At 53.2% G+C, this 12381-nt stretch carries 14 protein-coding genes; 11 read left to right on the top strand and 3 right to left on the bottom strand.

The window, feature by feature from the left end; all coding sequences use genetic code 11:
• Positions 1-149 precede the first annotated feature (149 nt).
• Both K0H63_RS03850 and K0H63_RS03855 read left to right on the top strand, forming a co-directional pair.
• Positions 150-701: a hypothetical protein gene (locus K0H63_RS03850; protein WP_220066805.1), complete on the top strand. Its 552-nt coding sequence runs from the start codon at positions 150-152 to the stop codon at positions 699-701.
• 411 nt (positions 702-1112) lie between these two features.
• Positions 1113-1715 (top strand): acetate uptake transporter, encoded by a 603-nt coding sequence (locus K0H63_RS03855; protein ID WP_220066806.1) that lies wholly within the window; start codon positions 1113-1115, stop codon positions 1713-1715.
• Between the two features lie 85 nt (positions 1716-1800).
• Here the strand turns inward: K0H63_RS03855 and K0H63_RS03860 are convergent, their stop codons facing one another.
• The 3 genes from K0H63_RS03860 to K0H63_RS03870 form a co-directional block, all read right to left on the bottom strand.
• Positions 1801-2412, bottom strand: a complete 612-nt coding sequence (locus K0H63_RS03860) for a DUF4124 domain-containing protein (protein ID WP_258405653.1) — start codon at positions 2410-2412, stop codon at positions 1801-1803.
• Between the two features lie 89 nt (positions 2413-2501).
• Positions 2502-3956: an OmpA family protein gene (locus K0H63_RS03865; RefSeq protein ID WP_220066807.1), complete on the bottom strand. Its 1455-nt coding sequence runs from the start codon at positions 3954-3956 to the stop codon at positions 2502-2504.
• A 53-nt stretch (positions 3957-4009) separates the two neighbouring features.
• Complete coding sequence (locus K0H63_RS03870; RefSeq protein ID WP_220066808.1) at positions 4010-5455, bottom strand: OmpA family protein; 1446 nt, start codon at positions 5453-5455, stop codon at positions 4010-4012.
• A 136-nt stretch (positions 5456-5591) separates the two neighbouring features.
• Between K0H63_RS03870 and K0H63_RS03875 the strand changes: the two genes are divergently transcribed.
• The 9 genes from K0H63_RS03875 to K0H63_RS03915 all read left to right on the top strand — a co-directional run bounded on the left by K0H63_RS03875 (position 5592) and on the right by K0H63_RS03915 (position 12381).
• Positions 5592-6194 (top strand): helix-turn-helix transcriptional regulator, encoded by a 603-nt coding sequence (locus K0H63_RS03875; protein WP_220066809.1) that lies wholly within the window; start codon positions 5592-5594, stop codon positions 6192-6194.
• 124 nt (positions 6195-6318) lie between these two features.
• Positions 6319-6591, top strand: coding sequence for a Flp family type IVb pilin (locus K0H63_RS03880; RefSeq protein ID WP_011758818.1), 273 nt, complete (start codon positions 6319-6321; stop codon positions 6589-6591).
• A gap of 73 nt (positions 6592-6664) precedes the next feature.
• Positions 6665-6979, top strand: a complete 315-nt coding sequence (locus K0H63_RS03885; protein WP_220066810.1) for a Flp family type IVb pilin — start codon at positions 6665-6667, stop codon at positions 6977-6979.
• Between the two features lie 34 nt (positions 6980-7013).
• Positions 7014-8387, top strand: coding sequence for a Tad domain-containing protein (locus tag K0H63_RS03890; protein WP_220066811.1), 1374 nt, complete (start codon positions 7014-7016; stop codon positions 8385-8387).
• Between the two features lie 9 nt (positions 8388-8396).
• The gene (locus K0H63_RS03895) at positions 8397-9284 is read left to right on the top strand and encodes a hypothetical protein (protein ID WP_220066812.1); all 888 of its coding nucleotides are present in this window, start codon (positions 8397-8399) and stop codon (positions 9282-9284) included.
• Positions 9284-9955 (top strand): hypothetical protein, encoded by a 672-nt coding sequence (locus K0H63_RS03900; protein ID WP_220066813.1) that lies wholly within the window; start codon positions 9284-9286, stop codon positions 9953-9955. The genes K0H63_RS03895 and K0H63_RS03900 overlap by 1 nt, the downstream gene beginning before the upstream one ends.
• Positions 9952-10146 (top strand): hypothetical protein, encoded by a 195-nt coding sequence (locus tag K0H63_RS03905; protein WP_220066814.1) that lies wholly within the window; start codon positions 9952-9954, stop codon positions 10144-10146. Before K0H63_RS03900 ends, K0H63_RS03905 begins: the two co-directional genes overlap by 4 nt.
• A 22-nt stretch (positions 10147-10168) precedes the next feature.
• Positions 10169-11065: a Flp pilus assembly protein CpaB gene (gene cpaB / locus K0H63_RS03910; protein WP_220066815.1), complete on the top strand. Its 897-nt coding sequence runs from the start codon at positions 10169-10171 to the stop codon at positions 11063-11065.
• Positions 11062-12381 (top strand): type II and III secretion system protein family protein, encoded by a 1320-nt coding sequence (locus tag K0H63_RS03915; protein ID WP_220066816.1) that lies wholly within the window; start codon positions 11062-11064, stop codon positions 12379-12381. Before cpaB ends, K0H63_RS03915 begins: the two co-directional genes overlap by 4 nt.

The following is a 12381-nucleotide window of genomic DNA, read 5'->3' on the forward strand; positions in this document are numbered from 1 at the left end:
AAGCCGATTCACCGATTTGCCTTCGACCTTCATGTCGCCGTTATTACATGTAACAACACCGGAAAACAGTTACCGGAAGTAGGTATCCAGAGGCAAGGGGTTGCCTGAGAGCATATCCAGGGACGTTTCACTCATCAGAGGATAGTGTTATGACCAAGAAGAACCCCTTGCTGAGGGCCTTGCCCTGCGCCCTGGGGCTGGCAATGGCCGGTGCAGTGGCACCGCTTTATGCCTCAGATACTCAGGCTTTGCTGGACGATGCACTCAGCGCCGCACCTCCCACCTTGAGGGACAAGGTGACCGTTATGGACTGGCAACACAATGTGCTGCAACAGGGAAGCAGTAACTACACCTGTTTCCCCACGCCGCCCAGTCTGCAAGGAAAAGCCCCCATGTGTATGGACGGGCCCTGGATGATGTGGGCCGATGCCTGGTCCAATAAAAAGCCGTTTCAGGCCAAGTCGATAGGTATTTCCTATATGTTGGCGGGTGATGGCGGTGCCAGTAATACCGACCCCTTCGCCGAGGGCAAAACAGACGACAATCAGTGGATAGTCGAAGGTCCGCACCTGATGATTATTACCCCCGATGCCGCCCTGTTGGACAGTCTGCCAACCGATCCCTATGAGGGTGGCCCCTATGTGATGTGGAAAGGGACGCCCTATGCCCACATCATGGTGCCGGTGGGCCCGAGAAAGTAACCAGCCAAACGCCCGTTCCGGGCGTTTTTTATGAACAAACCGCCTATTTGGGTGGTTCTTATTGGCCTCTCGTCCATGCCTTTTCACCAACAGAGAATCCTGCTTCATACTGTCAGGCTTGTCAGCTGGGGTCTCTATTTTTAACCCTGATGCAGGCTGTTTGGAAATGTGTGCGATTGATGCCAGGTCAATGATTTTAAAACCATTAACAAGAGTGTGTCTAACTTGTTGAATTTGTGTATCTTGCTGTGGCTCACAGCCTGAGATTTATGCCATTGAGTTTTCGAGGTGGCTCCACTAGAATGCGCCGCCCTCACTGATGACCCGGGTGCTTAACCGGTCACTAAGGGCACAGTATATCCCGGTCGTTGGGGCTCAAGCGCCGACGGTTTTACCATTCAGGAGTTTACTATGTCCACCCCTCTGGCCAACCCCGCCCCACTCGGGCTGATGGGTTTTGGCATGACCACCATTTTGCTCAACATTCATAACGCCGGTTTCTTTCCCATTGATGCCATGATCCTGGCCATGGGGATTTTTTACGGCGGTTTGGGGCAGGTGATTGTCGGTATCATGTGTTTTATGCGCGGCGATACTTTTGGCACCACGGCCTTTACCTCTTATGGCCTGTTCTGGCTGACGCTGGTTGGGCTGATTTTGATGCCAAACGCCGGTGTGGCAGCAAGTCCTGCATCCTTTATGGGCTGGTATCTGGCACTCTGGGGTGTGTTCACCGGCTTTATGTTTATTGGGTCATTGCGCTACGCCCGCATCAAACAGTTTATTTTCGGCTCCCTGACGCTGCTGTTTTTCCTGCTGGCGGCACGGGATTTTACCGGCAGTGAACTCATTGGTACCATCGCCGCCTGGGAAGGCATTCTCTGCGGTGCATCCGCCATTTACTTTGCCATGGCGCAGGTGATTAACAACGAATATGGCCGCACTGTGTTGCCCGTTGGTGAGCGCAAACTCAAGGCGCCAGTGGTTGCCGTGACCGAAGCCAAGGCGGCCTGAGGCCATAAGCTCTTGTGTTGATAACAACTAAAAATGCCCTGTAATACAGGGCATTTTTGTTTTCTGGGCGAGAGAATGATGTGGCTTAGCCGCCCACTTTTTTATAGGTGAACTCGAGTTCGCCACCCTTGGTATTGCGCAGCAGCGTCATTTCAGCGGCGGAGATGCTGATAAGCTGGCTTTTATTCAGTCGCACATCGGCCTCGGTTTTGGACTGGCCGTTGGGCAATGTTATCGACTTGGTTTTTATCTGTACCTGAAGCTCATTGCCAACCAGTTTCCAGCTGCCTTTGAGGGTTAATTTTGAGCCGAAAAGGTTCGCATCGCGGGTATAGCTGCCATCGGCTGCGTAAGTATCAATGGCGTCGTTCAGCATATCGTCCTGCCAGCGGCCCAGCAGCTGTTTGGCACTGAAAGTGGCAGGGGACTTCTTTGCCCCCGAATCCGCTGTCAGCCTGGTGTCCGGGGTGGCTTCATCGATATCGGCGTCTTCATCCTCGCCGTCATAGTGGCTGGATGGGCTGATGGGTGCTGACTTGTCGGTGACCCTGAGTTCCTCGGCTGCTTCCGACGGGGGGCGGTCACCGAAATGAACCTTGCCGTCCTTATCCACCCACCTGTAGACGTTATCTGCCTGTGCGGGCTGGGCCAGGCTCAGGCCAACCAGCACCCCCAGCAGTGTCATGTGCAATTTCATGGCATATATCCTTATATTTCCAGGCGCGCGATCTTCGCAGGTGATGGCGCGCGGGGCAATCACCTGCTGAATGCGTTTTATCCCGGTCGCTACTTTTTATCAGATCTCAGTACCAGCTCTACCCGGCGGTTTTGGCTTTGACCTGTCTCGTTGGCATTGCTGGCCACCGGGCTGAATTCCCCCATGCCATGGGCTTCGAGCTGCGCCGGTTTGATTTGATAATCCGCGCCCAAGGCCTTGACCACGGCGGCGGCGCGGCGCTCAGACAGGCTGAGGTTGTAGGCTTTGTCGCCCTGGTCATCCGTGTGACCAACCACGTAAAAATGGCGTGCCGGGTTTTGCTTAAGGTAGCTTGCCAGTACCTCCAGTACCGGTTTTGACTCAGGCAGCATGCGGTCGCTGTCGTAGTCGAACAGCAGGCCGTCGAGGGTGGCTTTGCCCGTTTGCGTGATAGCGTCTGTGAGGGCGGTAAGATCGATACCAACCCGGTTATCGTTCAGGCCGGTTGCCTCTATTACCTTAAGCTCGTTCCACAGTGCGCCCGAGTAGCCCAGGGTATAGCTGGAGACAGTGATGTCGCCCTCGGGGCGGCTCAGTCGGTACAGGCTATAGAACTGGCTTTCATCGTTGCCGTTGGACACTGTGGGCGTGAGGGCATAATAGATGGCATCCTTGCTGATACAGCCCTTGGCCTCGCAGCTGAAAACCTCCTGAAATCCGAGCTTTTTCAGTGCTGCTACATAGTTGGCATTCACTTCATATTCGGAGTAGCTTCGCGGCAGGCTGTAGGCGATTTGTGTGAGTTTTCCCTCGGCGATGGCGGTGACCGCTTTTTTACCTTCAATGCCCGTCAGCACAGGGGATTTTGCATACCCCTGCTGGCTGTATTTGGCAATAAAGGCTCCGGGGAGGCGCTGCATCAGGGGATGGTCGGCGCTGCCTCTGGCATCTTTTGCGCTGTTATCCGCCACCTTGATGTCGGTAGGTTGTGCGGTGAGCAGGGCGGCATCAATCTTGACCAGATCCAGAGGCTCTGGGGTGGCTTCGAGCAAATCCAGTTGCAGATTGGTGCCCCTGTGCCAATTGGCGCTGTACAGGCTAATGTAGATATCACCGCTGGGTCTGGAGAGTTTGGCGGTCAGCATCGATGGCTCACGCTTACTCACGCTGGATAAGGGCGATATCTGATTGTAGAGCTTTTCTTCGTTGCCACAGTCGCTGCCGTGGCATTCAAATAATATGCTGGCCCCTTGCTGCAGCAATTGTGCCTTGTGGTTATTAATGACGTGCTCAGGTGTAAAGCTCACAGGCAGTTTGTAATTGACCCGACTGAGCACACCGCCCACGTCAGTCACGGCATAGGCGTTAGCGTTCATTCCCGTGATTAAGGGGTAGGGAATATAGTGCCGCTGCTCTTGTTTCTCTTTTTTGGCTTCGGGAAAGACAGAAAAAAGAGTGGGGAAATCGGCCGCAACTGTTTGCTTTGGCAGCAATGAGGCCGGAAGATACATTGCCATGGCACAGGTGAAAATACGTCTTTTCATACTGCTGTAGTTCCTTGTCCGTTTAAGTCTTTGATGCTTAGTAAAAAAGCCGGTTAGTCCTTGTCCGAACGCAGCACCAATTCCACTCTGCGGTTGAGTGCCTGTCCTGCGGCGTTTTCATTGCTTGCCACCGGGCTGTACTCCCCGTTGCCATGGGCGGTTAATTGTGAAGCCGGGATGTGATACTGCCCGGTGAGGCTTTTAATAACGGCATCGGCGCGCCGCAGCGACAGACTCTGGTTATAGGTACGCTCTCCCTTGTCATCGGTATGGCCAACCACGTAGAAACCTTTAGCGGGATACTGCTTGAGGTAGGTCGCCAGTACGTCCAGCACCGGCTGGGATTCGGGCAGCATCCGGTCGCTGTCGAAGTCAAACAGCAAGCCATCCAGGGTTGCCCTGCCGGTTTGTGAGATGGCGTCGTTGAGGGCGTCGAGGTTGATGGTGACTCTGTCAGCCTTCAGGGCTGAAAGCTCCATGACCCTGAGTGTGGTATCTCCGGGCGTTGCATCGTAACGTCCCTGGCTATAAATATCGAAATACACATCGCCCTGTGGCCGACTCAATTTATACAGCTGATATTCCTGCCATTTATCCTCGGCATCATCCTGGAACAATCCCATGGCTTTTATCAGGCGGTCATCATCACCACAGGCCGTGCCTTTGCAGTGAAACACCTGCTCTGCGGCAAGCTTTTGTGCAGCTGCGGCGTAATTGCTGTTGATTTCAAACAGCGAGTAACGCTCGGGCATCTGGTAACGAATTTCGGTGAGCCTGGCGTCCAGAGATTGGGTCTGAATGTCGGCTCCGTTGATGCCAGTTATGACGGGAACCTGGGTAAGATTGGTTTGTTTGTAACGTGTGATATAGCTGCCTGGCATGCGGCCGATAAGCGGATGATCGGCGGAGCTGCGGACATCGTCACCACGTCTGTCTTCCATGACCAGGTCTTCCGGGGCCTGCTGTAAAAAGTCGCTGTTTACCTCAACAAGGCCCAGAGGCTCGGGGATGCCTTCCAGGGTAACAAGCTGCACCTTGGTGTAACTGCCCTCACGGTGAAAGGCGTAGATGCTGCTGTAGACATCCCCGTCTGCACCTTTCAGTTTTGCCGCCACGTATGCGCCTGGATAACTGGTATCCACAGTAATCAGCGGTGCCAGTTGATCCCGCATGGCCCAGCCATCGCCACAGCTTTCAGTCTCACAGTGAAATAACACCTCGGCATTTAATTTTTTAAGTTGAGCCAGATAGTTATTCATCACCAGTGCCAGCGGATAAGAGTCCGGAAGTTCGAACGCATTGCGGGTCAGTCGCCCTGAAACGACCTGAAGGGTGAAGTCTTTGCCATCGGCGGCCGTGATGAGGTTAACAGGCGTAAAATGGATGCGTTTTTCTTCGGGATACTTTGCATCAGGGAATGGACCGAACAGTCCGGTTGCATTAACTGGTGAGGCCAGGCTGGCGAGCAGTGATACAAATATTAACGTATTTTGTCCCATAAAAAATCCTTTTCAGCGGGCCTTTCTTGCTTTAGCGTAAATAAGGGCAAGGACGCCAATCATATAACAAGCACACAGAAAAGTCCTTATTTGCCGTGTTTAAGTATTGTTAATATGAATAAACCCTGAGAGCTATATGGATATCAAAAAAGAGGTCAGCCTGAAATTGGTCGGGGCTGGCTTGGATCTTTTGCCTGAATTAAGAAATCTATATCAGACAAATGGTGGATGTTTTAAAAGAGTCATTTCTGTTAATGGCTCGCTGTCTGTGTCTGAAATTCATCTTGTTGATAAATCTGAACCTAACTCAAAGCCCACGGTTTTACAGCGCAGTGTGCATATTGCATATATTGCCTTGGTTAATTCTATTCAACAGGATGATGAGCTGGATTATATTCGGGCAGGCTTTCACGGCGTGCTGGCAATTGGCTGTCCTCTGGTGGCTCAGCTCTCTGCAATCGATAGGGTCGCCAAGGGTGAAATGCTTTACTCTATTCGAACCTTGTCATCTTATATCCTTGAGATGAAAGAGTTTGGTGGAGTTCCTGTGACCAGGAAACCGTCATTGGACGTTACCCTCAAAGAGCAAAAAGTGGTGGATTGTATATTCAAAGGAATGAGTAATACACAAATCGCTGAGTCGCTTAATATTTCACCAAATACCGTTAAGATGCACCTTCAAAATATTTATCGTAAGAATAAATTGAAGGGTCGTGTTCACCTGATTTCCTCATACTAATGCATTAATCCTTCGGGGTGTAAAAATGCTTTTATTTTTATCTTTGAGGGTAATGGAAGGGCATACGAATACGTGTGATAATTTCGCCGAATATTTGTTCTATTTATGTTTCAAGGAGTGATTCATGAAAAAGCGTAAGATAAAGGGTATGGCTGCAACAGAATATGTGCTGGTACTGGCTTTGGTAGCCATTGCTGCCATTGGTGTATACAGCTTCTTCGGTAAAACACTGCGTAACCAGGTAGCAGGTTTGGCGACTGAATTATCCGGTCGTGATGCCGCTGATAATATTAAAGCCTCCCAAGATGCCGCAGACGATGGAAAAGACGTAGCTGACCAGAACTATAACCTGGGTAACTACAACGAAGCTGCGAACAAGTCTGCCGCCAGCAACTGATCCTACCCAGCAGTACTTCCAAAGGCAGCAGTGCAGACTGCTGCCTTTTGTTCTGGTTTTCAAGGAGGGAAACATGAAGCAAGCACAGACCGGGATGTCGACAGTAGAGTATGTGCTGGTTTTGGCCCTGGTAGCCATTGCCGCCATCGGCGCCTTCAGCTTTTTTGGCAAAACCTTGCGTAATCAGGCTGCGGGTATTTCCACCGAGCTTTCCGGGCGTGACTCCCAGGGCAACATAGATGCCGCACAGGGTGCAGCAGATGCCTCGGCCAGTGTGGCCAACCGGAATTATAACCTCGGCAATTACAACGAGGGCGCAAATCAGGCTGCCGAAGGAGACTCCACAGGCGGTGGTGGCACTGGAGGTGGGGGTCCCGTGGTGGACTGACCCAGGGCGATAAAGGATTGCCGGAGAAGCAAGGATGTTGAAATCTCGTCAAGGCGGCCAGGCCATGGTCCTGTCCCTCATTTTGCTTGGTTTTACTGTGATGGCGATGCTGTTTGGATTTAATGCATCCCAGCTCAATCACGAGGGCACCAGGCTACAAAATACCGCAGACAATACTGTGTACAGTCTGGCAAACATCGTTGCCAGAGATATGAATTTCAAGGCCTATACCAACAGGGCCGCCGTCGCCAATCAGGTTGCCGTGGCCCAAATGGTGGGCTTGTCTGCCTGGTTTAATATGACCGACACCTTCACCGATAACGCCTGTACCCTGCTGTGCTGGGTGCCTTATCTCGGTCAGGCAATCAATGCGGTCGCCAGGGTCACCAATACCATCAACCAGGGGGCACAGCCCTTCTTCGAGGCTATGGTAAATGTGGAAAACATTCTCCTCAAGGCCATCAGCACCGCCCAGGTTGCGGTGAATTACGCGGGACTGGTCGGTGGCATAGATACCGCCATGGAGGTGGTCAAGGCCAACGATCCTGCTGCGCGACTCGATTTAATGCAAAACCCCTTGGCACTGGAAGATGTCAGACATATCTGGATGGATTTCCAGCAAAGATTCAGTCGGGACAAATCCAGAGACGGTACCCAGTACAAAGACTTTCTGGCTGTCACGTCAAACTCCAGGGATGGCTTTACCAAGGGCTCAAATTACAAACTCGGATTTCCCTGGTCATTGAGATTCTGGCCGCTGCGCTGGGCAACCAAAAAGGCCGGTGGCAGTGACCTGATTTCAAATGGCGATCGCGAGGGTGAAACCTGGACCTCGGCCCACACCTTGGGCATTCACCTCGAACGCTGGAGCTGTAAGCGATTTCGGTGCAAATGGCGTGGCGGCGAGATCCCGGTTGGTTGGGGCGGTACCCGTTCCGATGACAGAAAGAGCCTGCGCAATGTCTCCGACAACAAGGTGTGGGGTTCCAGCCGCAGTGTAAACCGCAGCGCCACCAACCTGGCCACCTACAACGAAGAAACCCGCGGTAATTACGACGGGGTGCAGCCCTTTTACGCGCTGGACAAAGACGGTGACAGTGTCAGTGAGACCAGGAACATCGCCATCGTAGTATCCAAGCCACAAAACCGTATCCGTACCAGCGCCAGACTCGATGTGGGGCACGACAACACAGACCCGGCCACCAACGAAGAAATGTATGGTGACCGTATGTCGGCCATGGCATCGGCCAGCGTGTTCTACTCGCGACCCCAGGATCTCACGGCCTGGCGGCGCAAGGATGGTCGCAGCGAATACGGCAACCTGTACAACCCTTTCTGGCAGCCCCATCTGACTGATAACTCAGGTGCTGACCGTCGCTGGGTTTACGTACTGACTGCGGCCTTGTAGGAGTTGTTGATGAAGCACCAAAAGGGACAGGCTCTCGTCGAAAGCGCCATCGCGATGGCCTTTATTATCATCCCCACGCTGCTGTTGCTGCCGTTTTTGCACAAGATTTCCGAGGTCAAACACCGAAATACCCAGGCAGCACAGTACGCCGCCTGGGAGCGCACAGTGTGGCGGGTGGACAGGCCCCGTGAGTTTCCCGGTGGCCAGTTCCACTATGCCAGTAAAACCGAGGCCAATCTGAATGCCGAATTGCCCTGGCGTTTCTATCAGCAAAACGGCCAGGCGGTGCGCAGCAACTATACCGAAGAGTGGAGCTGGCAGGACAAGAGCCATTCGCTGCTTAAACACACCCTGTCCCCCGATGAACCCCAGTCACTGCTGCTCAAATCTGCCAGTGAAACCCCCGAGGATAACAAGGGGGCAGATCGCCTGGCGGCCAGTGTTACAGGGCGTAAAGCACCGGGCCTGTGGGAGACCAGTGTGGGCACGGCAAGAAACCTGCTGTCCTACACCGGCTTTGCGCTGGACCGCAATCGTTTCTATGTGGCCAATGTGGGAACCGAACTGGAGAAGTTTCGCGTCTTTCCCCTGAAAGGAGCCGAAGCCGACCCCATGGAAGCGCTGGAACTGAAAATTGAAAGCAAGAGTGCACTGCTGACCAACGCCTGGAATGCCGGTGGCCCTGCACATGCAAAACGCCAAACCGAGCGGCTGGTGTTGACCAAGTACGCAGACATCAAGCCAGTGACCCTGCTGCAAAAGGTGCTGGGGCTTATCCCCTTTGGCCGCGAAATCAAGCCAAACAGCCTGAGATTTGGCCACACGGACGTGGAAGCATTACCCGCAAACCGGCTCTGTAACTATGGTTCGGCCAACTGCGGAGACGGAGGAAAATGATGCGTTGGTTGTTACTGATAAGCCTGGTTGTCAGCCTCTCGGTTCGGGCCGACGAGTGGCCGGACATGCCGTTCCCGGACAAGGGCAGGGCGCAAATCGTTGCGGATAACATGAACTTTATGGGACTGCCGATGAAGACCTGGGTGCTCGACTATCCCGGCAGTGCTTTGGTGGTGGCTGACTTTTATGAACAGCAATGGAAAGACCGCAGCGAAAAGTTCGATAAAAACACCCTTGATGGCGACGTCATCATCAACAGCTGGCAGCCGCCTTTCCTGCTCACGGCCCGCATTCGCAGCCAATACGACTCGACTCTGGCGTATGTGGGGATTTCGCAAAACCTCGGCTTTTCGGAGTTTGAAACCCAAAGCAGCCAGAAATTCCCCTCCTTGTCAGGCACCACAGTGTTGTCGGATATCAGCTCGGTGGATCTCTTTAAACGTGGCCGTACCGTGGTGTTGGTGAGTGAACGCCGGGTGTCTGAGAGTTATCACTATTACAAAAACTATTACACCAGTCGGGGATGGCACGAGGTGGTAGGAATACTGGAGCCCTCAGTCAATCAGGCGGTGCTGCGTCTTAACCGGGAAAACAGCTTTCTGGACCTGAGCATCAAGTCTGAGCAGGGGCGCACCCACATAGTCGCCAATGAAATGTCGGAGGGCCTGTGAGACAGAAATTCACCCGGGGCCAATCGTCACTGGAGTATCTCCTTGTGTGCGGGGCGCTGATTGCCGCGCTCCTGGTGCCCATTAATCCGGACACGGACGGACGCAACGTAATGGAAATTTGCAGGGATGCGTTGAAGACCTGGTACACGGCTTTTGCCCACGCAAAGTCTCAGCCGCCACTGCCGTTTTAAGTCAAATAAGGAAATCATCGAAATGCAGTCGAAACGCATAGACTTCAACTGGGTCTTGCTGGGGATAGCTTTGGTGCTCGGCAGCTTGGCCGCCTGGGCAACAAAGAATTATTTCATTGTTAAAGAACAGGAAATCAGAGCCGAGCTGTCAAACAGCAATGTGAAAATGGTGGATGTGGTGGTCGCCACCCAGGAGCTGCGTAAAGGCGACATAGTCGATGAAACCAATATGTCGGTTCGCTCTATCCGCGCCGATGTCATCCCGCTGGATGCTATTCGTCCGTCCCAATTCAATGAAGTGGCAGGGCAGATGCTGCTGAGCGAAATGTCCCCTGGGCGGCCGCTTATCAGTGCCTATCTGCCCGGCTTCAAAACCAAGCAGTTTTCAGATCTGCTGCAGCAAGGCCAGCGCGCCGTCACCATCGACATCAATGAAGAAAACTCGACAGCGGGCATGTTGGTTCCCTCAGATCTGGTGGATCTCTTCCTCAGCTACACAGTGGAAAACGGTGACAGCGAGCGGGTCAAGATGGAGCTCTTGATTGAAAAGGCTCAGGTATTGGCTACAGGCAAGCGCAGCATAGATGTGCATCCCGAGCTGGTGAACTCCCTCTACGACAACCCCGATTCTTACAACACAGTCACCCTGGCGCTGTCCACCGAGGATGCTATTCGGGTTTCCCTTGCCAAAGGCCGCGGCAAGTTTGTCACCCTGCTTCGCAACAAGGCCGAGTCTGCCCCCGTTGCTGTAACCAATATGTTTGGCGATCAGATTTTTGGTACGTCAGGCGACAAAGGCAGCCACCAGGTTGAATACATCACGGGGGGAAGTGGCCTCAAGAGCAGCTTTCAGGAATACCCCTTACCAAAAGAATTGATGGACGAATTAGCTCAGGGAAAAGTTAACACCGCATTATGAAAACAATTAACCAACTGATGATTTTAGGCTGGGCACTCTGCTCAGTATTGCTTTCGGTCGCTTATGCTCATAATAATCAACCGCTTAAGCTGTATGTGGGTGCGGTAGAGCTCTATAAGATTGCCAACGTTGAGCGGGTTGTGGTGGGTAACGGTGGCGTGCTCAGCGCCAAGGTGCTGGACGAGAAAAATGTCATTCTTATCGGCGAGAGCGAAGGCTTGTCTGATATTCAGCTCTGGCAAAAAGACGGCACAGTGCGCAAGTTGAGTGTAGTGGTCACCAAAGAAAACGCCCAGACCACAGTGGGGACCATGAAGCGGATGCTCGCCGAGTTTCCCTCCATCGAAGTGACAGAGTCGGACGGTGTGATAGTGATCCACGGTGAGGCCGATGCCTCCCAGCGTGAGACCCTGGAGAAGGTGCTGGATGGCAAGGACAACATCCTACCCCTGATTAAGTACGTCAAATACGGTAAGTCCATCGAGCCCATGGTGAAGATGGAAGTCAAAATCGTTGAGTTCAATAAGTCCACCCTGAACAACATCGGGGTGCAATGGGAAAACGTCATGTCGGGTCCCGCCTTTGGGGCGGCCAAGGCGTTTACCGCCAACCCGATTTTCAGCGTGTCGTCGCCCGGCCAATATGCCAACAGCATAGGCGGCGCCGTGTCCGATGCCATTGGGGTGTTGGATACCCGTGGCTGGAGTTACTTCGGCATAGTGACAGGTATCGGCTCCCAAATTCAGTTGCTGGCTGAAAAGGGTGATGCCCGCATGCTGGCCGAGCCCAACCTGACCACCCGCAGCGGCGAAGCCGCAAGCTTCCTCGCCGGCGGCGAGATCCCCATCCGCACCGTCAGCGGCGTAGGCTCGGTGGATATCCAGTACAAGGAATACGGCATACGTTTGAACATAGAGCCCGTAGTGGATGCCGATAACAATATCGTCAGCCGGGTGATGGCAGAGGTGAGCGCCGTCGACCCATCCATCCAGCTCGAGGGCAGCGCCCCGGGTTTTCTGACCCGTCGTACCGAGTCTGTGATTAACGTTAAAAACAAGCAAACCATGGTGATTTCCGGGCTGGTAAACAGCGAAATGTCCAAGGTAGTCAATAAGTTCCCATTCCTGGGAGACATCCCCATTCTCGGTGAGCTCTTCAAATCCCGTAATTTCCGTGAGGAAAAAACCGAGCTGGTGATTTTTGTGACCCCGACCGTGGTGTATCCCGGGGAAGACAGCCATGAGAAGTCCCTCTCCCGTGCACGGGAGTTGGTTGACGATGCGGCGAAACTGGAAGCCTTTTACATTCTGGATTAG

Origin of the sequence: Shewanella zhangzhouensis, assembly GCF_019457615.1 — a bacterium.
GTDB classification, from domain to species: Bacteria; Pseudomonadota; Gammaproteobacteria; order Enterobacterales; family Shewanellaceae; genus Shewanella; species Shewanella zhangzhouensis.

Bases quoted from the DNA above. Each gene is read 5' to 3' on its own strand.
- K0H63_RS03895 (WP_220066812.1), top strand. From the start codon at position 8,397: ATGAAGCACCAAAAGGGACAGGCTCTCGTCGAAAGCGCCATCGCGATG.
- K0H63_RS03865 (WP_220066807.1), bottom strand. From the start codon at position 3,956: ATGAAAAGACGTATTTTCACCTGTGCCATGGCAATGTATCTTCCGGCC.
- K0H63_RS03870 (WP_220066808.1), bottom strand. From the start codon at position 5,455: ATGGGACAAAATACGTTAATATTTGTATCACTGCTCGCCAGCCTGGCC.
- K0H63_RS03900 (WP_220066813.1), top strand. From the start codon at position 9,284: ATGCGTTGGTTGTTACTGATAAGCCTGGTTGTCAGCCTCTCGGTTCGG.
- K0H63_RS03915 (WP_220066816.1), top strand. From the start codon at position 11,062: ATGAAAACAATTAACCAACTGATGATTTTAGGCTGGGCACTCTGCTCA.
- cpaB (WP_220066815.1), top strand. From the start codon at position 10,169: ATGCAGTCGAAACGCATAGACTTCAACTGGGTCTTGCTGGGGATAGCT.
- K0H63_RS03885 (WP_220066810.1), top strand. From the start codon at position 6,665: ATGAAGCAAGCACAGACCGGGATGTCGACAGTAGAGTATGTGCTGGTT.
- K0H63_RS03855 (WP_220066806.1), top strand. From the start codon at position 1,113: ATGTCCACCCCTCTGGCCAACCCCGCCCCACTCGGGCTGATGGGTTTT.
- K0H63_RS03875 (WP_220066809.1), top strand. From the start codon at position 5,592: ATGGATATCAAAAAAGAGGTCAGCCTGAAATTGGTCGGGGCTGGCTTG.
- K0H63_RS03860 (WP_258405653.1), bottom strand. From the start codon at position 2,412: ATGAAATTGCACATGACACTGCTGGGGGTGCTGGTTGGCCTGAGCCTG.
- K0H63_RS03890 (WP_220066811.1), top strand. From the start codon at position 7,014: ATGTTGAAATCTCGTCAAGGCGGCCAGGCCATGGTCCTGTCCCTCATT.
- K0H63_RS03850 (WP_220066805.1), top strand. From the start codon at position 150: ATGACCAAGAAGAACCCCTTGCTGAGGGCCTTGCCCTGCGCCCTGGGG.
- K0H63_RS03880 (WP_011758818.1), top strand. From the start codon at position 6,319: ATGAAAAAGCGTAAGATAAAGGGTATGGCTGCAACAGAATATGTGCTG.